Annotated in this window: 20 protein-coding genes and 1 pseudogene; 13 read left to right on the plus strand and 8 right to left on the minus strand. The window is 63.6% G+C overall.

Going from position 1 to position 21,444, the window contains the following annotated elements; translation table 11 throughout:
* The first annotated feature begins 355 nt into the window (after positions 1–355).
* Positions 356–1,204 (plus strand): annotated as a pseudogene (trpC, locus tag IF803_RS31530) (indole-3-glycerol phosphate synthase TrpC).
* A 587-nt stretch (positions 1,205–1,791) separates the two neighbouring features.
* Here trpC and IF803_RS31535 read toward each other — a convergent pair.
* The 3 genes from IF803_RS31535 to IF803_RS31545 form a co-directional block, all read right to left on the minus strand.
* Positions 1,792–3,051: an arsenic transporter gene (locus tag IF803_RS31535; RefSeq protein WP_461194742.1), complete on the minus strand. Its 1,260-nt coding sequence runs from the start codon at positions 3,049–3,051 to the stop codon at positions 1,792–1,794.
* On the minus strand, positions 3,051–4,319 hold the full coding sequence (locus IF803_RS31540) for an MFS transporter (protein WP_051447955.1): 1,269 nt from the start codon (positions 4,317–4,319) through the stop codon (positions 3,051–3,053). Before IF803_RS31540 ends, IF803_RS31535 begins: the two co-directional genes overlap by 1 nt.
* Before the next feature lie 221 nt (positions 4,320–4,540).
* Entirely contained in the window at positions 4,541–4,990 is a 450-nt protein-coding gene (locus IF803_RS31545; RefSeq protein WP_461194743.1) for a hypothetical protein, read from the minus strand.
* Between the two features lie 258 nt (positions 4,991–5,248).
* Here IF803_RS31545 and IF803_RS31550 point away from each other — a divergent pair, with 258 nt between their 5' ends.
* The 3 genes from IF803_RS31550 to IF803_RS31560 all read left to right on the plus strand — a co-directional run bounded on the left by IF803_RS31550 (position 5,249) and on the right by IF803_RS31560 (position 7,861).
* On the plus strand, positions 5,249–5,686 hold the full coding sequence (locus IF803_RS31550; RefSeq protein ID WP_035631964.1) for a hypothetical protein: 438 nt from the start codon (positions 5,249–5,251) through the stop codon (positions 5,684–5,686).
* A gap of 85 nt (positions 5,687–5,771) precedes the next feature.
* Complete coding sequence (locus IF803_RS31555; RefSeq protein ID WP_304497290.1) at positions 5,772–6,437, plus strand: response regulator transcription factor; 666 nt, start codon at positions 5,772–5,774, stop codon at positions 6,435–6,437.
* Entirely contained in the window at positions 6,434–7,861 is a 1,428-nt protein-coding gene (locus IF803_RS31560; RefSeq protein ID WP_461194744.1) for a sensor histidine kinase, read from the plus strand. The genes IF803_RS31555 and IF803_RS31560 overlap by 4 nt, the downstream gene beginning before the upstream one ends.
* A gap of 315 nt (positions 7,862–8,176) precedes the next feature.
* Here IF803_RS31560 and IF803_RS31565 read toward each other — a convergent pair whose 3' ends face one another.
* Both IF803_RS31565 and IF803_RS31570 read right to left on the minus strand, forming a co-directional pair.
* Complete coding sequence (locus IF803_RS31565; protein WP_461194745.1) at positions 8,177–9,325, minus strand: patatin-like phospholipase family protein; 1,149 nt, start codon at positions 9,323–9,325, stop codon at positions 8,177–8,179.
* A 68-nt stretch (positions 9,326–9,393) separates the two neighbouring features.
* On the minus strand, positions 9,394–10,215 hold the full coding sequence (locus IF803_RS31570) for a 3-hydroxybutyrate dehydrogenase (protein WP_461194747.1): 822 nt from the start codon (positions 10,213–10,215) through the stop codon (positions 9,394–9,396).
* 168 nt (positions 10,216–10,383) lie between these two features.
* Between IF803_RS31570 and IF803_RS31575 the strand changes: the two genes are divergently transcribed.
* The gene (locus IF803_RS31575; protein WP_028341957.1) at positions 10,384–11,280 is read left to right on the plus strand and encodes a LysR family transcriptional regulator; all 897 of its coding nucleotides are present in this window, start codon (positions 10,384–10,386) and stop codon (positions 11,278–11,280) included.
* Between the two features lie 24 nt (positions 11,281–11,304).
* On the opposite strand, the gene IF803_RS31580 is transcribed toward IF803_RS31575, so the two are convergent.
* Both IF803_RS31580 and IF803_RS31585 read right to left on the minus strand, forming a co-directional pair.
* Positions 11,305–12,015: a peroxiredoxin-like family protein gene (locus tag IF803_RS31580; protein WP_028341958.1), complete on the minus strand. Its 711-nt coding sequence runs from the start codon at positions 12,013–12,015 to the stop codon at positions 11,305–11,307.
* A gap of 83 nt (positions 12,016–12,098) precedes the next feature.
* Positions 12,099–12,383, minus strand: coding sequence for a hypothetical protein (locus IF803_RS31585; RefSeq protein WP_461194750.1), 285 nt, complete (start codon positions 12,381–12,383; stop codon positions 12,099–12,101).
* Positions 12,384–12,594: 211 nt separating this feature from the next.
* Here IF803_RS31585 and IF803_RS31590 point away from each other — a divergent pair, with 211 nt between their 5' ends.
* The 8 genes from IF803_RS31590 (at position 12,595) to IF803_RS31625 (ending at position 20,047) form a co-directional block, all read left to right on the plus strand.
* On the plus strand, positions 12,595–13,083 hold the full coding sequence (locus IF803_RS31590) for a DUF302 domain-containing protein (RefSeq protein WP_461194752.1): 489 nt from the start codon (positions 12,595–12,597) through the stop codon (positions 13,081–13,083).
* 79 nt (positions 13,084–13,162) lie between these two features.
* Positions 13,163–14,518 carry a dihydrolipoyl dehydrogenase family protein gene (locus IF803_RS31595; protein ID WP_461194753.1) on the plus strand — a complete coding sequence of 452 codons (1,356 nt, stop codon included), beginning with the start codon at positions 13,163–13,165 and terminating at the stop codon, positions 14,516–14,518.
* A 115-nt stretch (positions 14,519–14,633) separates the two neighbouring features.
* Positions 14,634–15,122: a cupin domain-containing protein gene (locus IF803_RS31600; RefSeq protein WP_028341962.1), complete on the plus strand. Its 489-nt coding sequence runs from the start codon at positions 14,634–14,636 to the stop codon at positions 15,120–15,122.
* Positions 15,123–15,232: 110 nt separating this feature from the next.
* The gene (locus IF803_RS31605) at positions 15,233–16,444 is read left to right on the plus strand and encodes an MFS transporter (protein WP_304500406.1); all 1,212 of its coding nucleotides are present in this window, start codon (positions 15,233–15,235) and stop codon (positions 16,442–16,444) included.
* Positions 16,445–16,660: 216 nt separating this feature from the next.
* Positions 16,661–16,978 carry a DUF485 domain-containing protein gene (locus IF803_RS31610; protein ID WP_051447956.1) on the plus strand — a complete coding sequence of 106 codons (318 nt, stop codon included), beginning with the start codon at positions 16,661–16,663 and terminating at the stop codon, positions 16,976–16,978.
* Entirely contained in the window at positions 16,975–18,669 is a 1,695-nt protein-coding gene (gene actP / locus IF803_RS31615; RefSeq protein WP_461194754.1) for a cation/acetate symporter ActP, read from the plus strand. The genes IF803_RS31610 and actP overlap by 4 nt, the downstream gene beginning before the upstream one ends.
* Before the next feature lie 23 nt (positions 18,670–18,692).
* Positions 18,693–19,802, plus strand: coding sequence for a fumarylacetoacetate hydrolase family protein (locus tag IF803_RS31620; protein WP_461194756.1), 1,110 nt, complete (start codon positions 18,693–18,695; stop codon positions 19,800–19,802).
* Positions 19,751–20,047, plus strand: coding sequence for a fumarylacetoacetate hydrolase family protein (locus tag IF803_RS31625; RefSeq protein WP_461194757.1), 297 nt, complete (start codon positions 19,751–19,753; stop codon positions 20,045–20,047). Before IF803_RS31620 ends, IF803_RS31625 begins: the two co-directional genes overlap by 52 nt.
* A 130-nt stretch (positions 20,048–20,177) precedes the next feature.
* On the opposite strand, the gene IF803_RS31630 is transcribed toward IF803_RS31625, so the two are convergent.
* Positions 20,178–21,254 (minus strand): AraC family transcriptional regulator, encoded by a 1,077-nt coding sequence (locus IF803_RS31630; protein WP_028341966.1) that lies wholly within the window; start codon positions 21,252–21,254, stop codon positions 20,178–20,180.
* Between the last annotated feature and the right edge of the window lie 190 nt (positions 21,255–21,444).

The following is a 21,444-nucleotide window of genomic DNA, read 5'->3' on the forward strand; positions in this document are numbered from 1 at the left end:
CTAGCGCTACTCGATGGGGTCTCGCGATAGCGACGCCCATTGATCGCAGCGCGGAACGAAATCTTCTAATAGCTGTCATGTATGGTTTCCATGACAGCGGGGAATACTGCCGCGGTGGCACCGTGCGCCGTTCGTGAATCATGGCAGTGCAGGTGAAATCAGCGCTGGGAAACCTTGGTCACGTGATAGGATGCCGAGCATGCGAAAACGGGTCATGGACGCGCTCGCGTGTGCGTATCGGCGCGGGTCGTCGATGAAGAGGAAGTGAGTAAGTGTCGAAGTTTGTTGATTTGTATCGTTCCGATTATGTGATGCAGGCTGTTGAGCGACAAGTGAATCCACGAACGGGTCGATGATGCCGGACATCTTGAAGAAAATCGAAAGCTATAAGCGCGAGGAGATTGCTGCCTCCAAACGTGCTCGTCCTCTCGCGAGCATCGAGGCTTGCGCCAAAGCGGCGTCGCCACCGCGCGGCTTCTTCCGTGCGATCAAGGAAAAGCATGGCGCCGGCGACTATGCGCTGATTGCCGAGATCAAGAAGGCTTCGCCATAGAAGGGCCTCATCCGCGCCGACTTCGATCCGCCCGCCTTGGCAAAAGCCTATGAGGCCGGAGGCGCGGCGTGCCTTTCGGTGCTGACCGATACGCCGTCGTTCCAAGGGCATCTCGACTTCATGGTCGCGGCGCGCGCCGTAACCAATCTACCAGTGCTGCGCAAGGACTTCATGTTCGACACCTATCAGGTTGTCGAAGCCCGCGCTCACTGCGCCGACTGCATCCTGATCATTATGGCCGCGCTCGACGATGCGGCCGCCCGAGATATCGAGGACGCGGCGATCTCGCTGCAGATGGATGTCTTGATCGAGATCCACGACCGGTTCGAACTCGACCGCGCGCTGAAACTCCGCTCGCCCATGATCGGCGTCAACAACCGCAATCTACGTACGTTCGAGACGACGCTCGCGACAAGTGAGGCGCTGGCGCCGCTGATCCCGGAGGAGCGGCTGATGGTCGGGGAGAGCGGCATTTTCACGTCGGACGATTTGGCCAGGCTTGAGCGGGTCGGCATGTCGACTTTTCTTGTCGGCGAGAGCCTGATGCGTCAGTGCGATGTAGCGGCTGCAACCCGCGCGCTGCTGGAGCGGAACAAGCCAACGACAGCGGCGGAAATACCCTCCGCGCGAACCGAGCCATCCTCTCGATGAGCCCGCGGCCCAAAGCCGAAGCGTTGAATTGAATTAGCGCGGTACGCGAAAGTACAAGCGTTATTTGACGTGCCTCGAATAGTAGGTTCCAGCTTTGGGAGGCAAAATTCTCCTTATCTTTCAATGGGGATTGACTGACACTCTCTCCGCCAAGTCGAGCTTCCGTTCTGTCCCTTCCGGCGGACCGAGCGCCCCTCAAGCTATTGTTTCAACGAGTAATTTGAGATGGTTGCAGGTCCCCGCAACCAAATCGTACGATTTTGTACGCCAAACTACGATTTCCGCGATTTCCTGCGCTCGACGGCGCTGCTTTGGACGTCGTGGCTCCGAGAAGTGGCTCCCCGAAAGAAGGGGAGCCTCCGGCTGCGGACACCATCTCGGGCTACATTCAAGGCCTCCTTGATGGCATCGAGTTCAAGCAGACTGCCTACCCGTTGGATCGCGATTCGCGAAAGGCCGCCCTGCCGCGCTTCCTATAGAGAACTTCGAGCGGCGACCAACGGCTGATCGGGCAGGGGTGCCAATTGGCGGCTTAGGTTCTATGCCAATCTTGGCGGGCTAGCCTTAGTAGCAACGGCTGAACGCACTTAACTCGCGGTCAGCGAGAGTGCGATTAGCGACAGCGCCAGTGCGGGAGGCATGACCAGGATACCGAGCCGCAGAAAGTGGAGTGCACCAACGTGCACGCCCTCACGCCGCAGCGCGATCAGCCACAGGATCGTTGCGAGCGAGCCGGTGACCGACAGGTTGGGTCCGAGATCGACGCCGATCAGAACTGCGCCGGTGATGTGATGCGACACCTGCGCGGCATGCGTCGTGGTCGACGCGATTAGGCCCATTGGAAGATTGTTGATGAGGTTCGAGGCGATCGCCGTGATGATGCCGGCACCCCACGCGGTTGCGTGCGGCGACAGCGCGGCCATCTGCTTGAGTTCCTCGGCGAGTGTCGGCAGCACGCCGGTACGATTGAGGCCCTCGACCAGGATGAACAGCCCGGCGACGAGAGGAAGGACCGACCATGAGATGTCGCGAGCGATCGATAGCGGCGATTTGCGGCCGAGCAGAAGGACCATCCCGGTCACTGCCGCGCCGCAAGCAAAGGTCGGGATTCCAAGATCGCGATCGAAGGCAGACGCGGCGAGCAGCACCACCGCAGTCGCGCCGATGCCGGCGGCAACGATCGCAGCGCTCCTCGTCAAAATAACCGGCTCTCCGTCACGCTCGTCGACGCCGCCCGACAAGCTCTTGCGCAGGCTGAACCGGAGCACGATGAAGGTCGCAGCGATCGCCACGATCGAAGGCAGCAGGAAGTAGTGTAGCCATTCCAGCAGCGTCGGCATGTGTGCGCCGAACACCACGAGGTTCGCCGGGTTCGAGATCGGCAGCACGAAGCTGGCTGCGTTGGCGATGAATGCGCAGACGAACAGATAAGGCAGCGGCTCGACCTTCGCGGTACGGGTCGCAGCGTAGACGGCGGGTGTCAGCACGACCGCGGTGGCGTCGTTCGACAGGAAGATGGTGACCAGGGTACCGACCGCATACACGATCGAAAACAACCGGGTTGCCGAGTTGCGCGCATGCCCGACAGCCTGTTCGGCCAGCCAGTCGAACAGACCCTCCTTTCGCGCGACCTCGGCCAGCAGCATCATGCCGATCAGAAAAAAATAGACATCGGTGCCTTTCGCTGCGGCCGCGGCTGCATCCCACCACGGCAACAGATCGAATGCGATCAGCAAGACTGCGCCGGTCACGGCCCAGATGTATTCCGGAAGATTCCACGGACGCGCTATGACGCCCAGAGTTGCGAGACCCGCGATACCCCAGGTCGCTGCGTTGCTCCCGAACATCAGGCGACACTCGCAATGCTTGAGACAGTCTTGTCTGTTAGCGGCCGCGCTTTCATTGCACAAGCAGGCTTCACCAACGGAGCGAAGACGCTCCACAGCGCGACCGAGACCGTGGCGAAGCCGCCGAGAATGAGAAACATCGCTCCGTATCCGAGCTCCTGCGCGATCCAGCCGCCGATCGCGGGACTGAGCGAGGCGCCGATGCCCTGCACTGTCATCACCGCGCCCTGGCCAGCATTGATCCGCCCGGTGCCATCGAGGATCCGTGCGACGAGTCCCGGCACCGCGACGCTCTGCAAGCCTGCTCCAACACCGTCGAGGATTTGCACCGGATAAACCCCCCATTTGTTCAAGAGCCATGCCGCGATGATACCCCGGATCGGCAAGGCCATGAACGATGCCAATAGGACCAGCCAGTAACCTTCCTTTTCGGCCATTCGCATAGCGGCCAGCGAGGTCAGGATCATGGTGCCCTGGGCGATGACGATGGTCATGGCGACGAAGCTCGCCGGATCGGCCTGCTTGTCTGCGACGACGGCCAAACCGTAAAGCGGAAGCATGGCCGCATTGCCGAGGTGGAAGAAGAGCAGCGCCGCGGCAAGGATCAGCAACGGCTTCGACTCGGCCAGCACCCGCAGCCCGTTTGCCGGCCCGTCATTATTGCCCTTGCGTTCCAGCCCGCGGGCTGCGTCGTCGTCGATCGATGCGCTCGGGATCATCAGCACGGAGACGATTGAGAGGACGCCGAATAGCGCAGCAAGCCAGAATACCGCGGTGAATCCGTAGACCCACCCGACGAATCCGGACAAGCCGGCGCCCACCATGTTGCCGGCATGATTGAAGGCCTGGTTGCGGCCGTTCTGCTGGTTGAAACCGGCCTGGCGCACGATGCCGAGCGTGATGCCCGCGACCGCCGGCCCGATCGAAGCACCCGCGATCGCGGTCGCGACCTGAGAGGCAGCCACCAGCCAGAACTCCTGCGACAGCAGCACGATGCCGGACGCGATGACGGTGCAGATACCGGGGATGATGACGAAGAGCTTCTTGCTGCGGGTGGCGTCGATCAGCGCGCCAGCGGGCGTCGTCATCAGCATGCCGGCGACGCCGCCCGCCGTCATCACCGTTCCGATCCAGCCGCTCTGCCAGCCGTGCGCGAGCAGGAACACGCCGAGGAACGGGCCGATGCCGGCCTGCATGTCTGCCATGAAGAAGTTCAACGCGAGCAGCGGACGAAGCACGCCATCTCGATTTGCACTGAGTGTGGTCATCGGCGTTGCTCTTCAAATGCTCGAACTAAGGAAAATGCCGGCCTGTACCAGTCGCGTCGAAATTTCATGGATCGCATCGAGACGTTGCATCCCCAAGCTTGATTGAACAATCGCGCCCGCGCGATGAGGCCCTCAACGAACCCCCGAGCCGGTGAGTTCCGGCTCGGGCTCGCTTCGACGTTGCGCGACTTGGTCAGAGCGGACGTCAGTCGTCCCAAGCGCTAAGCGGTGTCGTGTCCCGCGCCGACAAGCTTGGCTTTCCGGATTCGTCCGCCCAATTCGACGTGGAGTTCGTAAGTCTCGCCGTTGCGCCGGCCGTCGAGTTCGAAATGCTTGGGCTTGCGGCGGGGCGTGCCCAGCGGCTCGAACCCGGCAGCGCGCGCGGCCTCGACGGCCGTAGCGACGTCGGCGGGCTCGTGGTGGCCGTGATCGGGCTTCTTCTTGTGCGGGATCGTCACAGTCTCGCCGTCGCACGCGAACCGCGTCACCTTGAGCTCGGAGGGCTTCTGTTCGCCTTCCAGCACGACGTCGGCGCCGATCCGGAGCTTGACGCGATCCGCGCCGTGCGGCGTGAGATCGGCAAGTACGGCGCCGCTCGAGGTCTGAACCACAAAGCGGTGCGCGAACACGTACACGATCTTTCCGGATAGCTTGATCTTGTCTTCTGACATCCTGATCTCCTGATTGTTATCCACTTGTCATTGTCAAAGCGCCCTTTTCCCCGGCGCCCTGTTTCCTGGAGTGTCTTTTTCTCAAAGCGTCTTGGGCCCCGGAGGCGGCGGTGGCGGGGCATCGGCCCGCGGCGGTGGCGGCGGAGGAACGTCAGCCCGCGGGGGCGGCGGAGGAGGCGGCCCGTCGGCCCGCGGCGGTGGCGGCGCTCCGCGAGGTGGATGCGGCGGAGGACCGAACGCCTCGGTTCGGCCGTCGGCATGAGAGACGATCTGAGCGCGGAAGATGCCCTGATCGAACATGCCCTGGACTGTCACCGCCTCGCCTTTGACGATGTCGGCGTTCTCGCCGCGCGGTCCGAGATCGATCAGAGCGCGGCCGCTGCCGTCCTCGACAACGAACATGTGGCCGAAGATTTCGGCGACGTTGCCGCGCACGGCGGATGGGCCGCCGGGTTGCAGCCTGTCTATCGCAGTCGGCTGCAGCAGCAAGACGCTGCGCGGCTGCCAATTCTGGGCGACGCGAACGCCGCCGGCACCGGCAGCCGCACCTGCGAGAAGCACGGCAAGTGCGGCTCCGGCCAGCAGGCCGCGATGCCGGACCTGCCGGCGTTCGGGCGGCGACGGGGTGGGGTCACTCTGTGCATCGCTTTCGGTCATTGGAGGCTCCTTTCATCGATTGCGATGCCTGGAGCCTAGGGTGCCGTCCCCAATCCAGCCTGAACCGTTCCGTTCAGGTTGGGTTAAGCTTGGGCGCCTAGTTCCGGTCCGAGGTGTGAACCGAATGAAAATCCTTCTGGTCGAAGACGATCGCCTGCTGGCGCACGAGATCGCCCGCGCCCTGCGCGAGGAGAATTTTGCGGTCGACATCGCCGTCAATGGTGAGGACGGGCAGCACCTCGGCGAAACGGAATCCTACGATGCCGCGGTGCTCGATCTCGGGCTGCCCAAGGTGCCCGGGGTCGAGGTGCTGCGCGGCTGGCGCAAGAACGGCCGGCATTTGCCAGTGTTGATCCTGACCGCACGCGACGGCTGGACCGACAAGGTGGACGGCTTCAAGGCGGGCGCTGACGACTATCTCACCAAGCCGTTCCGGATCGAGGAATTGGTGATGCGGCTGCGCGCACTGGTCCGTCGCGCCTCCGGGCACGCCGCACCGCGCATTTGCTGCGGGCCGCTCAGCTTCGAAACCCAGACGGGCGTGTTCGAGCTGGACGGACTGCCGTTGAAGCTGACCGCGCTGGAATGGCGCATTCTTGAATGCCTGATCCTGCGCAAAGACACCGTGGTCGAGCGCGGCCTCCTGGCGGAAAAGGTTTATGAAGGCGACGTCGGTACGGATTCGAATTCGATCGAGGTGATCGTCGCGCGGCTCAGGCGCAAGGTCGGGAAGGCACTGATCGAGACCGAAAGGGGCCGCGGCTACAAGCTCAATTCCGGATCCCGATGATGAGCCGGAACGCATCGCTCGGCCGGCGTCTCATGATCGGGGCCGGCGTGTTCATCACCGCGGCCCTGATCGTTGCCGCGATTCTGATATCATTCGTGCTGCATCGGTTCGTGCAGGGCCAAATCGATCAAAGGCTCGACGCCCAAATCCTCTTCCTCGCGTCCATGCTTGAAGTGGACGGCGCCGGCTACATGCGTCTCGCGGGATCCGCCGATGGGCCGCCGTTCGATCGACGCCGGCACGGCTGGTACTGGCAACTGTCCGGACCAAAGAATGTCTTGCGGTCGCGGTCGCTCGATGGGGCGGATCTTGCTGCGCCCGACCTCCGCAATAGACCGTTGCCGCCCCCGCCGCCGCGTCCTCCGGCCGGCGACGATCCGCCGGCGCGAGAACGCCCGCTGCCTGCCGACGGCAAGGGTCCATACGACCGCATGCTTCACTTCCGCATCTTGAACGTGGCGGTGGCCGGCACCCCCGTCACGATCGTGGCCTCTGCGCCCAGAGACGCGGTGCGCGGACCGCTGTGGGAGGCGATGCGCACATTGGGCCTGTCGCTCGGGGTGCTCGGCGTCGCACTGATCTGCGCGATGCTGATCCAGGTTCGTCTGGGATTGCGACCGCTGGAACGGCTTCGTCTGGCGATCGCCGATGTGAGATCGGGCCGTCGCGACACAGTGCCCGATGCTCAGCCGGACGAAGTGCAGCCGTTGGCGACCGAGCTCAATGCGCTGCTGATCCAGAATACCACCAATCTTGAGCGGGCGCGCAAACACGTCTCGAACTTGGCACACGGACTGAAGACGCCGCTCGCCACACTGGCGATCGCGCTGCAAAAGCAGCCGTCGGGTTCAGACGATCTTCACGGCCTCGTCGTGCTGATGGACCGACGCATCCGGCATCATCTGGGGCGCGCCCGGTCGGCCGCAATCGGCGGTCCGGTTCGGGCCAGAACGGTGATCGCGTCACGCGTCACGGATCTTGCTCTCGTTCTCGGCAAAGTAAACGCTGACAAGGCAATCGATTTTGTCAATGACATGCCGGCGAGCCTCGCCGTGGCCTGCGAACCGCAAGATGTGGACGAAATATTGGGAAACGTGCTGGAGAACGCGTTTTCCTGGTGCCGCAGCAAGATCGCTGTCGGATCTCTCGAGGAGATGCGAAGCGTCATCATCGTCGTCGACGATGATGGACCGGGACTTTCGCCGGAGCAGATGTCGCAAGCGGTGCAAGCCGGCCAACGGCTCGACGAGAGCTCTCCAGGATTCGGCTTCGGTCTGTCGATCACGCGCGAGCTTGCCGAGTTGTATGCCGGATCCCTGACTCTGGACCGGTCACCACTCGGAGGACTTCGAGTAGCGATACGTCTGCCGTCCGCGGGCCCGGATCGACCAATTATTCCAGATGCCTCGCGACGTCCTCATTGAACAGTCGCGGGTGCGTCGCCGCCAGGAGCTTTGGCTCCCGGATAAACGACAGGCAGGCGAACACCGTCCGGTGCTTTTGAGGGCGGTCCTTGCATGGTCCTCGACGAACCAGCATAGCGGTGGCGTTCAACACCGGGAAACGGCGATGGAGCAGGCGTAGCGAGAACTGGTTCGGTGGGGAATCGCGGGCTCGCTTTTCGAATCAAATTACAAGAACTGCTTCGTCCAACGATGGCATCCTGCGCCCGATGCCAAAGGCGAAGCGGCTGTGTCGACGTATGCCGATCCGAAGCAAAAGCCGGCCGCAGCCCGTGTCTACTCGGCCGCGAGGAGCGCCTCCCGGGGCTCCTCGTGGAGAATGACGCCAGACAGCGGGTCGAATTCGCCGATCCAGGGCCGGCGTTGCAGCACCGCCTCGGTGTGCGCATAGCCAGCGTCCCAGCGTTGCATGATGCCCGACGGACTGAAGTCGATATCCTTGGTGTGGGTCTCGCGGTCGAGCTGCGGCGCCAGCAGGCGAACGACGTGCATGCGTGTTGGGCAGCCATAGCTTGCGAGTTCGCGGACGGCCGCGCTGTTGCGTTCGGCCTCCGGTAGGCGTTCGGCGAGCTGATTGATGACATGGCGCAGACGATGCGCCTGCTGCTGGCGCGCGATGTGGCTGGCAATCCGGCTGGAATATTGCACGTCCTTGTGCCGGTTCAACACCTCCGCCATTGTGGTCGGCTCGGCGCCGGATGGATTCCAGAGGTGCACGGCAAAGATCAGCGAATTCCGGCGCGGATTGTCGTCGAACACCGCTTCCGTCGGGGTGTTGGACAGAATGCCACCGTCCCAATAGAGCTCGCCATCGATGCGGATGGCGGGGAATGCTGGTGGCAGCGCGCCGGAGGCCATGACGTGCCTGAGGCCAAGCCTGACGTCGCGGCTGTCAAAATAGTGCATCTCGCTGGTGCGAACATGCGCCGCGCCGACTGTGAGCCTTGGTCGGCATTGGTTGACGAGGTCGAAATCGACGAGCTCGGTGAGCGTCTTCTCCAGCGGGGCTGTCGAATAATAGCCGGCATTGTCGGCGCCGAGCGGATAGCTGTCACCGGCATGCGCAAGCGCGTTCGGCCGGAAGAAGCCGGGAATGCCGTTGGTCACCGTTGACCAGTACGACAGCTTCTCGTTGAAGCCTGGAAAGACATCGCGAAAGCTCCAGACCGGGCTCTGCTCCATCTTCTTCCAGAACTCGCGCAGCCGCGACACCCGCCTCTCTGGCGCATTGCCGGCGATGAGGCTGGCATTGATTGCGCCAATCGAGGTGCCGATGATCCAGTCCGGCTCGATTCCGGCCTCGTGCAGCGCCTGGTAGACGCCGGCCTGGTAGGAGCCGAGCGCACCGCCGCCTTGCAGCACCAGGACGACTTGCCCTGGATCGGAAGCCTGCGTCTTCGACGAACAATTGTTCTGGCGGGTCATATCAAGCTCCCTGCTGTTCATCCCTGATGCGGTATTCGCTGACCAATGGTCCCTGTTACCTTCACGTTTCAGTGCGCGGTCCAGCCGCCATCGACCGGCAGCGCAACGCCGGTGATGGAGGCCGCAGCGTCGCTGGCGAGAAACACCGTCAGCGCGCCAAGCTCATCGACGCCGGCGAAATGCTTGTTCGGCTGCTGCGCCAGCAGCACGTCCCGGATGACCTTGTCGCGCGAGATGCCGTGTGCCTTGGCCTGGCTGTCGATCTGTGCCTCGACCAGCGGCGTGTAGACGTAGCCGGGGCAGATTGCGTTGCAAGTGATGCCGTCCTCGGCGGTTTCCAGAGCTGTTACCTTCGTGAGGCCAACCAGGCCGTGCTTGGCCGCGACATAAGCCGATTTGTAAGGCGAACCGACCAGCCCATGCGCTGAGGCGATGTTGACGATCCGGCCGAACTTGTTCTGCCGCATCACCGGCAGCGCCAGCCGCGTGGTGTGAAACGCCGAGGACAGGTCGATGGAGAGGATCATCTCCCGCTTCTCGACCGGAAACTGCTCGAGTGGCGCGACATGCTGGATGCCGGCATTGTTGACCAGCACATCGAGCCGGCCATGGGTCGCGATCGTCATCGCGATCATCTCGGCAATCGCCATGGCATTGGTCATGTCGGCTGACGAATAGCTCACGGCGACGCCGAACTGATCCGCCAGCTGGTCCCTGGTCTTGGCGATCTCGCTGGCGATCCCTAGCCCGTTCAAAACCAGCGTTGAGCCCGCCTGGGCCAGAGTTCGTGCGATGCCAAGCCCGATCCCGCTGGTCGATCCCGTAACCAGGGCGACCTTGCCGGCAAGCGGTCTGGCGGCGGCATCCTGGGGCTTCAACTGTATGTTCATGGCGTATCCTTCGGTTCCTGACGACTACCGCACCGTGCGCCTTGCGCGAACCCAACTGAAATGCCCGTTCGCTTCCATAACGATAGGCCGCCGCTATCGACGTCTGGGTGTCAATCCGCCGGGGTTTGGGCTAGTTTGGCGCATGAGAGCATGCAGGGCAGCAGCGTCATGGAAATGCATCAGGTCAGGTATTTCCTCGCCGTCGCGCGGTTGTTGAACTTCACGCGCGCCGCCGACGAGTGCAACGTGACGCAACCGTCACTGACGCGCGCGATCAAGCAGCTCGAGGCCGAGCTCGGCGGCGACCTGTTTCGCCGCGAGCGCCCGGCCGCACAACTGACCGAGCTCGGCCAGCGCATGCTGCCGCTGCTGCAGCAGTGCTACGATGCCGCCTCCGGCGCGCGCATGCTGGCCTCGTCCTTCAAGAGCGGCGAGATCGGTGCGCTGCGGATCGCGCTGACCCATTCAGTGGATCTGTCGCTGCTGATCCCCTATCTCGACCAGATCAAGCGGCAGTTCAACCGGCTGGAATTCCGCTTTCTCCGTGGCAGCAGCGCAGAGGTCGCCGAATATCTGAAGAAGGGCGAGGCTGAGCTCGGCATCGCCGCTGAGCTCGGCAGCGATTGGGATCGGCTCGACACCTGGCCGCTATTCACGGAGCACTTCTGCCTGGTGATGAGCAGGATGCACCCGCTGGCCGCCCGGGATCGCATCGGCTTCGACGATCTGCAAGGTCAGCAGCTGCTGTCGCGTAGCTATTGCGAGCACGCCGATCGCGTCGGCAACGCGTTGCGCGAGCATGGCGTGGCGGTCGACGGCAGCCACCAGATCTCCTCCGAACGCGATCTGATTGAACTGGTCGAGGCCGACATCGGCATCTCCGTGATGCCGCACACCGCGACGATCCCGGAAACGCTGAAGCGTGCGACGGTCGATGGGCTGGATTCGCGGCGGACCGTGCATCTCTATGGGGTCGCCGGCCGCGAACGCACGGCGGTTGCATCCGCCGTGATGCGGATGCTGCGCGGCACGGACTGGCAGCAATATCTGGCCAACGGCGCCTGAAGGCGCGCCTTGAGTAACCGCCGTTCAGCGGCCGGCGTCTTCCACCGCTTTGATGAGATCGTCGATCTCCATCCGCTTGCGGAAGTCGGGGTCGACGAAGCGGGCCTTCACCAGTCCGTCGCGGCCGATCACGAAGGTCGCGGGGATCGGCAGCACCCAACCGTCATTGCCGTGGAAACCGGACAAATCGAGATATGACAGCAGATCCTGGATCTCCGCGCCGAGCCAGATCGCGAGGTTGAGCGACAGCGCATAGCCGTTGTCGAGATCGGTCAGGATCGGAAACGGCGCGTCCGCCTCGGCCTTGAATTGCGAGGCATATTTCTGCGTCTCCGGCATGATGCCTACAACCTGCCCGCCAAGCGCCGTGATATCCGCTAGCGCCTTGACGACGGACCCGACATTGATCCGGCAGTATGGGCACCAGTGCCCGCGGAAGAACATGGCGATCACCGGCCCCTGCCGCAGCAGTGCCGGCAGCGTGACGAGCTGGCCACGTTCGTCGGGCAGCATGAAGGGCGGCATCATATCGCCCGGCCGCGGCGCATTGTTGCCGCCGCCATTCTGTTTCAGCCGTTCGACCAAGCGGTCGACCGCATCGCTATAGGCCGGGAAGATGTCGCGGCCGGCTGCTGCATAGGCTTCGAGCCGCTCGCGCAGCGAGCCCTCCATATCACGGCAGTGCAGGAAGGCCTGCCTGAGACGTTCGGCGCTGGCAGGCGAGAGCTGCGTCATGTCTGGCTCCGGCGGACGAGTTGAAGGTGATCTTATTTTCCGGCGATGGCCGCCCGCAAGGGGCGGCCCCGCTACAGCTACGATCAATTGATATAGAAATTGCCGGTCGGATCGAGCCGGCCCGACGCCGAATAGAGCTGGCCGTTGTCCATGAAGAAGACGGTGTTGTTCGGCACCTTTGTGGCGTGCTTCATCATCGTTTCGTGGTTCTTCTCGGTCGCGGCCATTGCCATAGCCGACATCTTCCCGGGGCCGACATACATGTAGGCCATGCCGGATTTGAGCTCCCACGCGGCCTGCGCGAGAGCCGAAGTAGCGACGACAGCAAGCGCCGCGGCGGTGATCAGGATCTTGGGATGGTTGGTCATGGGGGCTCCTTGAGGACGCCCGCCAATCGGGCGCGGCTTTATCAAGGAGCAGCCTGTCCTCGCAATGAAATGCCGATGCCCAATCGGTTCGATAGCCGCCATGCATCGCGCGCCGATAGCGCCTGGCTATCGAGACGAGAGCAGGTTCGCATTTCCGTGATGCGGTCCGGACCTCCATCCTGTGCACGACGCCAAGCACAGGAGAAATGCTATGCCCCGTCTCGTCCTCCGCCGGTTTGCAACCCTCTGCGCGCCGCTACTGATCGCTCTCGCCCTCTCGATCCCTCCTTCAGCCCGCGCCGACAGCGACGACGGCGTGGTTCGCGTCAAGAGCGCGGTGCCGATGGCCGAGGCGATCGCCCGCATCAAGGGCGACATCGCCATCAAAGGCATCAAGTTCTTCTCCGAAATCGATCAGTCGAAGCTTGCCGCCGACGCCGGCATCAAGCTGCGGCCGTCCACCTTGCTCGTGTTCGGCAACCCGCCGCTCGGGACTCAATTCATCACGTCGAACCCGAATGCCGGGCTCGACTGGCCGGTGCGGCTGCTGGTGACGCAGGACCAGAATGGCGATGTCTGGGCCGTCTGGACCGATTTCCAATGGATCGGCCGCCGGCACAACATTCATGACCGCGACGCCCAGCTCAGAATGGCGACGGCGGTGGTGCAATCAATCACCGCGACGATCGCCGCCAAGTAACGCGCGCGGAGCCTGGACCGTAGAATCAGCGGGCCGCGTCACAGATGCGGCCCTGTGCCTGTTGTTGGAGGATATGAGGATGGAACAATTCGATGTCGTGATCCTCGGCGGTGGCAATGCCGGGATTGGCGTCACCGGACCGGTGCGCCGCGCCGGCATGTCGGTCGCGATGATTGAAGGAGATTTGCTTGGCGGCACCTGCCCCAACCGTGGCTGCACGCCGAAAAAGGTGCTGGTCGCGGCCGGCCATGCCCTGCATGAGATTGAGCGCGCCTCGGTGCACGGCATCACCGTCGATAAACCCAAACTCGACTGGGCCGCGCTAATCGACCGCGAAAAGGACCTGATCAAGGACATTCCGGCAAATCTTGCGCGGTCGATAGCCCATCGCAATGTCGAGGTTATCAGGGGATACGGTGCCTTCGCCGGCCCGAACGCGATCCGCGTCGGCGGACGCCTGCTCGAAGCCAAACACATCGTGATTGCCACCGGATCGAAGCCGCGGCCGCTCCCGATTCCCGGCTCGGCACACATGATCACCTCTGACGACATGTTGAGTGAGCGAACGCTGCCCGGCTCCGTGGTTTTCGTTGGCGGCGGCGTGATATCGCTGGAGTTCGGCCATGTCTATGCGCGCGCTGGTGCCGAGGTCACGATCCTGGAGGCCCTTCCGCAGCTGCTGCCGTCGCAGGACAGCGACGCTGTCGCACAATTGCGCGCCGACAGCGAGCGGATCGGTATCCGCATCAAGACCGGCGTCAGCGTCAAACGGGTGGAACAGGCCGACGGACCGCTGCGTGTCGTCTTCGTTCATGACGGCGTCGAACAAACTGTCCTCGCCGACCGCGTCGTCAACGGCGCCGGACGCATCGCCAATGTCGACGGGGTGGACCTTCCGGCGGGCCAAGTTGCCCACGACAACGGCCGGATCAATATCGACAACTATTTGCGTTCGACCTCAAATGCGTTGGTCCATGTCTGTGGTGATGCGGTGCCGATCTCGCCGCAGCTGTCCCCGATCGCAACCTATGAAGGCGATATCGTCGGCCGCAACATCGTGGATGGGCCGGTGCACAGCCCGGACTACGCCAGCATGGCCACTTCGGTCTATACCGTGCCCGCGCTCGCTTCGGTCGGGCTGGCCGAGGCCGTCGCCAGAAGGAACGGCCTTGCCGTCGACGTCCACGTCAACGACATGCACGACTGGTTCTCGGCGCGGACCTATGCCGAGACGATTGCGTGGTCGAAGATCATAGTCGAAAGGACCAGCGATCGCATCATCGGCGCGCATTTCGTCGGCCATGCCGGCCAGGAGCTGATCAATCTGTTCGGGCTGGCGATGCGATTCGGTATCACCGCGCGGCAGATCCGCGAGCAGGTTTACGCCTATCCGACCTTCACCTCCGACATCAAGAACATGCTCGGTCGCGGATAGCGCGGCGCTATCGAGTCCAGAGCGAGTAGGCATTTCAAGCCACGCGCGATTTCGATCATGGTGCCGTCATCGCCAGCCACACCCGAAGGCCACGGCAGAACCAGAGGAGACCACCATGTTAAAGCCCACGCATTCACGTTCGCTACGCCAAGGCATCGCCCTTGCCGTCGCCATTGCAGGCTCGCTGGCGGCCGCGACCGCGGCGTCTGCCGGCGAATGTCCGGCAGGCAAGATGAAGGCGGATGTCCGCGAGAAAGTCGATTACAAGCCGGTCGGCGTCACCGACGTCACGCTCGGTTCGATCGACCTCGAAAAGCAGCCCGCCCACCTCAAGGATCGCGAGTTGCGCTTCCGCAAGCTGACCATCGAGCCCGGCGGCATCGTGCCCTGGCACAGCCATGACGATCGTCCGGCGCTGATCTTTGTCCAGCAGGGCGAGATCGTCGAATACGCCAGCAACTGCGCCGAGCCGATCGTGCACAAGGCCGGAGACATCCGCCCCGAAGTGTTCGGCACCTCGCACTGGTGGAAGAACCTCGGCAAGGAAACCGTGATCCTCTATGTCGGCGACGTCCGCAAGGACCCGCACGACCACAACATGTGAACGAGATCAACGAGCGTAGCCCTGCGCTTCGTTGCCGGATGTGACGCCCTGGAGTCTCGTGCTGCCCCACACGTGCCGGGCGTCACATCCCCCTTATTGTGGAGCGGGCCATGACAGAGATATCACCCTCATTCAAGGCGCACGCGATGGTGGGGTATTCGCCCGGCGCCACGTTGCGTTCGTTGGTCATCGGCCTGACCGCCTTCCTGACGGTTGTGGACCTGTTTGCGACACAGGCGATCCTGCCTTCGCTGACCCGGCACTATAACGTCACGCCGGCGGCGATGGGCTTTGCAGTCAATGCCAGCACCTTGGGCATGGCGGTCGCGGGGCTGGTCGTCGGCTTCCTCAGCCCGCATATCGAGCGCCGTCTAGGCATTCTGGTCAGCCTGCTGCTGCTCGCCATTCCGACCAGCCTGCTCGCGGTGGCGCCTGATCTCACCACCTTCACGTTCCTGCGCGTGATGCAGGGCCTGTGCATGGCGTCCGCCTTTGCACTCACGCTCGCCTATCTCGGCGAGCAATGCGGCGCGATAGATGCCGGCAACGCCTTCGCAGCCTACATCGCCGGCAATGTCGTCAGCAATCTGATCGGCCGCCTGGTGTCGGCGGCAGTCGCCGACACGTTCGGTCTGGCGTCGAATTTCTACTTCTTCGCGATGCTCAATCTCGCCGGCGCGGCCCTGGTCTTTGTCACGATCAAGCGTGCCCAGCCGATGCATCCGATGCCGACGACACAATCGCCGTTGCAGGCGACGATCGCGCATTGGCGCAATCCGGCATTGCGGGCCGCATTTGCAGTCGGCTTCTGCATCCTGTTCGCCTTTATCGGCACGTTCACTTTCGTCAACTTCGTGCTGGTACGCGCGCCTCTGTCATTGGGCATGATGGATCTTGGCTTCGTCTACTTCGTCTTTCTTCCATCGGTAGTGACGACCCTGCTGGCTGGTCAGGCCGTCACGCGCTTCGGCACGCGTCAGGCGATCTGGGGGGCGCTGGCATTGGCCGGGCTGGGAATGCCGTTGTTGCTGACCTCTCATCTCGCCGCTGTGCTGACCGGACTGGTCGTGGTCGGTGTGGGGACGTTCTTTGCGCAGGCGGCTGCGACCGGATTTGTCGGTCGTGCCGCGCAGCAGAATCGAGGCGTGGCGAGCGGGACTTATCTGGCATGCTATTTTTTCGGCGGTCTGGTCGGTACCGCTGTGCTCGGTCAACTGTTTGATCGCTTCGGATGGACGGCTTGCGTGAGTGGCATCGTGCTGTCGCTTGCGTTGGCGGCGTTTATGACCCTCCATCTGAGGGATCCGCGGTCTCATAGCTGATTTCTGCGTTCGAGACAGGCGATCGGGCAACGATAGCGGCGCACCCGGCATGGCATGAAATCACCCGGAGTTTGGCATGATATCACCTTGCCGGATGGGGTCCGGATTCTAATGCTCCGACCCTGGAGCGGAGACACCCCGAGCCCTTGAATCCAAGCGGCGTAACGCGCGCGGATGGGCACGGCGATCTGAAAATGTCTCCGAGGGAGGAATCGGATGCTGCAACTGTCGCCGGACCGCACGCGAGAAATCCTTGCCGATGCCGCGTTCAGGGAGCTCGTCTCGGGACGCGCGCGGCTGCGATGGGGTCTGTCCATTCTGACGCTGCTCATGTTCTTCGGCTTCATCGCCCTGATCTCGACCGCGAAAGCCGCGCTCGGCGCGAGTTTTGCCGGCAGCGCGATGCCGCTCGGCTTCGCGCTCGCGCTTCTCATGGTCGCGGCGATCATCGCCTTCACGGGCTTCTATGTTCAGCGATCAAACGCGCGCTTCGACGAACTCGCGCGCAGCGTCAAGCGGGAGCTCGGCCGATGATCGCCAGATCGCTGTTGATCGCGCTGTGCGTGGCGTTTCCGTATGCCGCGGCGGCCCAGGGAGTGTCCACTGCAGGGGCGCGCGGGCCCGACTGGATCGCGGTCGCAATGTTCCTCATGATCGTCGCCGTCACGCTCGTCATCACCTGGCGATCGGCCGGCAGCACCGGATCGAAGGCCGGCTTCTACACCGCCGGACACGCGATCACGCCGGTGCAGAACGGGCTGGCGACCGCCGGCGATTTCCTGTCGGCGGCGGCCTTCCTCGGCATATCCGCGCTGGTCTATGCCAATGGGTTCGACGGCTTCATTTACGCACTCGGGTTTCTCACGGGATGGCCGATCGTGCTGTTCCTGATGTCGGAGCGGATGCGCAATCTGGGCAGCTACACGTTTGCGGATGCCGCCGCGTTCCGCCTGCAGCGGACGCCGGTGCGGCTGGTCGCCGCGACCGGAAGTCTCGTCGTCGTCCTGTTCTACCTGATCGCGCAGTTGATCGGCGCCGGCAAGGTGATCCAGCTCCTGTTCGGCATCAACTACATCTTCGCCGTGCTCGGCGTCGGCGTGCTGATGATCCTCTATGTGATCGTCGGCGGCATGCAGGCGACCACCTGGGTGCAGATCACCAAGGCCGTGCTGCTGCTGTGCGGCGGAACGCTGCTCGCGCTGGCGGCGCTGTGGCATTTCGACTTCAGTCTCGGGCGGCTGCTTTCGGCCGCAAGCCGCGTCCATCCCAAGGGGGCCGCCATTCTCGTCCCAGGCGGGCTGTTTGCCGAGCCGGTGTCCGCCATCTCGCTTGGCCTCGCTTTGGTGTTCGGCACGGCCGGCCTGCCGCATATCCTGATGCGGTTCTTCACGGTGAAGGATGCCGCGGCCGCCCGCAAATCGGTGTTCTATGCGACCGCCTGCGTGGCGTATTTCTGCTGGATCATTCCGGTTCTGGGCTTTGCCGCTGCGGCGATCCTGATGACCGATCCAAGCTACTTCAATGTCGCGGCGTCCGGGCAGTTCAACAAGATTGCCGACCTGGTCGGCGGGCCGAACATGGCGTCGATCCATCTTGCCCATGCTATGGGCGGCCCGCTGCTGCTCGGGTTCATCTCGGCAGTGGCATTTGCGACCATTCTTGCCGTCGTCGCCGGCCTAACGCTCGCCGGCGCGTCCGCCGTCAGCCATGACATCTACGGCCAGGTGCTAGCCGGCGGCAAAGCATCGGAAGCGCGCGAGCTGTTGGTCTCGAAGATATCGGCTGTCGCCATCGGCGTCGTTGCGGTTCTGCTGGCCTATGCCTTCGAGAACCAGAACGTGGCGTTCATGGCAGGACTCGCGTTGTCGGTGGCCGCGAGCTGCAATTTTCCGGTGCTTGTGATGGCGATGTTCTGGCGGGGCACCACCACGCGCGGTGCCGTCGCCGGCGGCCTCGCCGGGTTGGTAGCATCGGTCGTGCTGGTCGTGCTCAGCAAGACGGTCTGGGTCGCCGTCTTCGGTTTTCCGACCGCGCTGTTCCCGTACGACAATCCTGCGCTGGTCTCGATGCCGCTCGCCTTCCTGTTCGTCTGGCTGTTCTCGGTAACGGACCGCAGCGAACGCGCGGCGCGCGAACGCGAGGCGTTCGCGGCGCAGTTCATCCAATCCGAGATCGGAACGGCTTTGGCCAGCGAACGCCCGGCGCTCGCCGCCGCGGCCTCGTGACATCGGGGAGTCTGGAAGACAGCATGGCCAACGCGTATCAACTCGACGAGACCCACGACCCGGCAAGGCGCAGCTTTGTCGAGGCGGCAAACGGCGACGCGACCGACTTCCCGATCCAGAATTTGCCGCTCGGCATCTTCAGCACCGCGGCCGATCCCCAGCCGCGGACCGGCACCGCAATTGGGGATTTGGTCTTCGACCTGAAGCGAGCGCTCGGTTCGGATGAGCGCCTCCCGGTACCGATCCGCCAGGCCCTCGGGCAGGGCACGCTCAATGAGCTGTTCGCGCTCGGACCTGTGGCGATGCGGGAGCTGCGCCGCCGTGTCGCCGATCTGCTTGGCCAGGGCAGCGCGGCCAATGACACCAGGCGGCGTGCCTCCGAACTGCTGACGCCGCTCGCCGACGCAACGCTGCATCTGCCCACACGCGTCCCGAACTACACGGACTTCTATGCCGGCATCTATCACGCACAGGCGGCAGGTGCGCTGCTGACGCCGGAGAACCCGCTTCCCGCGAACTACAAATGGGTGCCTATCGCCTATCACGGCCGCGCCTCGTCCGTGCAGGTCGGTCGCGGGATCGTGCGGCGGCCGCTCGGGCAGCGTCCGCCAACGGTGGCGGGCGGCGCGCCGGGCTTCGGCCCGTGCGAACGGTTGGATTTCGAGCTCGAGATGGGTTTCTACCTCGCTGCCGGCAACCGGCTCGGCAATCCCGTCCCGATTTCCGAGGCATCGCAGCAGATCGTCGGCTATTCGCTGCTGAACGACTGGTCAGCGCGCGACATCCAGCGCTGGGAGATGTTTCCGCTTGGACCGTTCCTCAGCAAGAGCTTTGCGACCTCGGTGTCGCCATGGGTGGTCACGTCGGATGCGTTGGCGCCGTTCCGGGTCGCGGCGCTGGCCCGGCCCGACGGCGATCCGCGTCCGCTCGATTATCTGTTCGACATGGCCGATCAGTCGCACGGCGGACTCGACGTTCATCTAAGGTCCGGATCTCGACGGCAAAGATGCGCGCTGCGAACCAGCCCGCCGCGGCAATTCTCACATCCAATGCCAAATACCTGTATTGGACACCTGCGCAGATGGTCGCGCACCACAGCATCAACGGCTGCAATCTGCAGCCGGGCGACCTGATCGGCTCCGGCACCATCTCGGGACCGAGTCCGGCCCAGCTCTCGAGCATGCTCGAGTTCACCGCCGCAGGAGCGAGGCCGGCCGTGCTTCCGAACGGCGAGCGCCGCGGCTTCCTCGAGGACGGCGACGAGGTGACCTTCCGCGGCCGCTGCAGCCGGGAAGGTTTTGCGAGCATCGGGTTCGGCTCATGTGTCGGCCGGATCGGCCCAGCCGATGCCGTCATTGCCGGAAGTAACCACGCCTGACAGCGCGAGGCTGATGTGGAGTGTCAATCGCTGCTCATCTACGCACATCTTCAGACGGGAGCGGTCGACCCGGACGATGTCCGCTTGGGACAGCTCGTGACCTTGGCGGTTGGACTGTCGCTGCTCCTGGTCACGCGTCTGGTGATGCTGCTGCTCGCGGCCCTGTAGGGTGACGGAAGTCGGACGGCGAACGGCTTGTCCATTTCTTGAACGCCTTGCGAAAGCTGGTCGCATCGGCAAAGCCGACACGCTCGGCGACCTGGTCGATTGCCAGATGGGTGTTCTCGAGCAGCTCCGTCGCGATCGACCGCCGCATCCCGTCTACGATCGACTGGAACGACTGCCCGTCCTCCGCCAGCCTGCGGTGGAAGGTTCGCAACGACAGCCCGAGCTGCGATGCGATCTCCGGCGCGCCGGCAAATCGGTTGGGACTGTTGAGGCAGGCGGCCCTGATCCGCCTGACCAGCTCGGATTCGCCGGCCCGCTCGGTCATGACGACGTCGCAGAGCTGGTGGCAGATCTTCGCGGTGATCGGGTTCGCGTTGGGGCAGGGCAGATCGAGCACCTTGGCGTCGAAATGCCATTCCATCCGATCGGCGCTGAAGTCGATCGGGCAGTTGAACATCCGCTCGTAGTTGCGCCAGTGCACTGGGGCGGCGAACGGAAAGATCATCCGCTTGCTCGGGAACGGCGATTCGAGGATGCGGCTGAACACCGCGGTCATCGAGCTGCGCCAGAATTCCGCGGCGAACGGCAGCAGCGCGCCCAGCGGGTCGAGCCCATGGCTGCGCAGGATCGCGGTTGTTCCGTGCTCGATCCGGAAGCTGATCTGCCGCACCGCCGGCCCCGCCATCGTGATGTGATCGAGCGAGAACATCAGCGCTTCGCCGAATGTGCGGCTCGACACCAGCGCATAGCCGTAGATGCCGTAATCGCTGATGCGTTGCCGGGCTCCCGCGAGCAGCCCGATGTCGGATCGCTTCGCCAGCCGCATCGCGTTGCGGTAGATCGCCAGCCGTTGGCGGTGCGAGATTCGGGCATGGGGATCCTCGAGCTGGGAAGCGTCGAGACCGGTCCGCGCAAACAGCTCGCGAACCGACACGCCCTGTGCCGCGAGCTCGGCAGCCAGCGCGCCGAGGCCCAGCAGGCTCTGCGTCGGCGCATCGGGATCGCTTGAGATCGGCATCACGATCTTGATCGGCTTCATGGCACGTCCTCCACGTCCGGCTGGCACAGATTGACAAGCCGACGAACGGCTCTTCCGGCCGTTTGGCAATTTTCGACATCATAATTGGCAGAGCTTGACGTTGTCACGCTTGTTATGACGCGTGACATTCAAATGGTCGGAACCGCGGGAGCTGTACGGAACGGCCCTGCAAGAGGAGACGTCTGGCCGC

The organism is Bradyrhizobium sp. UFLA06-06 (assembly GCF_054820065.1).

What these genes read in the sequence shown, in the direction of transcription:
- IF803_RS31595 (WP_461194753.1), top strand. Translation starts at nt 13,163, where the DNA reads ATGGAACAATTCGATGTCGTGATCCTCGGCGGTGGCAATGCCGGGATT.
- IF803_RS31590 (WP_461194752.1), top strand. Translation starts at nt 12,595, where the DNA reads ATGCCCCGTCTCGTCCTCCGCCGGTTTGCAACCCTCTGCGCGCCGCTA.
- IF803_RS31585 (WP_461194750.1), bottom strand. Translation starts at nt 12,383, where the DNA reads ATGACCAACCATCCCAAGATCCTGATCACCGCCGCGGCGCTTGCTGTC.
- IF803_RS31575 (WP_028341957.1), top strand. Translation starts at nt 10,384, where the DNA reads ATGGAAATGCATCAGGTCAGGTATTTCCTCGCCGTCGCGCGGTTGTTG.
- IF803_RS31540 (WP_051447955.1), bottom strand. Translation starts at nt 4,319, where the DNA reads ATGACCACACTCAGTGCAAATCGAGATGGCGTGCTTCGTCCGCTGCTC.
- IF803_RS31545 (WP_461194743.1), bottom strand. Translation starts at nt 4,990, where the DNA reads ATGTCAGAAGACAAGATCAAGCTATCCGGAAAGATCGTGTACGTGTTC.
- IF803_RS31630 (WP_028341966.1), bottom strand. Translation starts at nt 21,254, where the DNA reads ATGAAGCCGATCAAGATCGTGATGCCGATCTCAAGCGATCCCGATGCG.
- actP (WP_461194754.1), top strand. Translation starts at nt 16,975, where the DNA reads ATGATCGCCAGATCGCTGTTGATCGCGCTGTGCGTGGCGTTTCCGTAT.
- IF803_RS31625 (WP_461194757.1), top strand. Translation starts at nt 19,751, where the DNA reads ATGGTCGCGCACCACAGCATCAACGGCTGCAATCTGCAGCCGGGCGAC.
- IF803_RS31550 (WP_035631964.1), top strand. Translation starts at nt 5,249, where the DNA reads ATGAGAGACGATCTGAGCGCGGAAGATGCCCTGATCGAACATGCCCTG.
- IF803_RS31610 (WP_051447956.1), top strand. Translation starts at nt 16,661, where the DNA reads ATGCTGCAACTGTCGCCGGACCGCACGCGAGAAATCCTTGCCGATGCC.
- IF803_RS31565 (WP_461194745.1), bottom strand. Translation starts at nt 9,325, where the DNA reads ATGACCCGCCAGAACAATTGTTCGTCGAAGACGCAGGCTTCCGATCCA.
- IF803_RS31535 (WP_461194742.1), bottom strand. Translation starts at nt 3,051, where the DNA reads ATGTTCGGGAGCAACGCAGCGACCTGGGGTATCGCGGGTCTCGCAACT.
- IF803_RS31620 (WP_461194756.1), top strand. Translation starts at nt 18,693, where the DNA reads ATGGCCAACGCGTATCAACTCGACGAGACCCACGACCCGGCAAGGCGC.
- IF803_RS31560 (WP_461194744.1), top strand. Translation starts at nt 6,434, where the DNA reads ATGATGAGCCGGAACGCATCGCTCGGCCGGCGTCTCATGATCGGGGCC.
- IF803_RS31570 (WP_461194747.1), bottom strand. Translation starts at nt 10,215, where the DNA reads ATGAACATACAGTTGAAGCCCCAGGATGCCGCCGCCAGACCGCTTGCC.
- IF803_RS31580 (WP_028341958.1), bottom strand. Translation starts at nt 12,015, where the DNA reads ATGACGCAGCTCTCGCCTGCCAGCGCCGAACGTCTCAGGCAGGCCTTC.
- IF803_RS31600 (WP_028341962.1), top strand. Translation starts at nt 14,634, where the DNA reads ATGTTAAAGCCCACGCATTCACGTTCGCTACGCCAAGGCATCGCCCTT.
- IF803_RS31605 (WP_304500406.1), top strand. Translation starts at nt 15,233, where the DNA reads ATGACAGAGATATCACCCTCATTCAAGGCGCACGCGATGGTGGGGTAT.
- IF803_RS31555 (WP_304497290.1), top strand. Translation starts at nt 5,772, where the DNA reads ATGAAAATCCTTCTGGTCGAAGACGATCGCCTGCTGGCGCACGAGATC.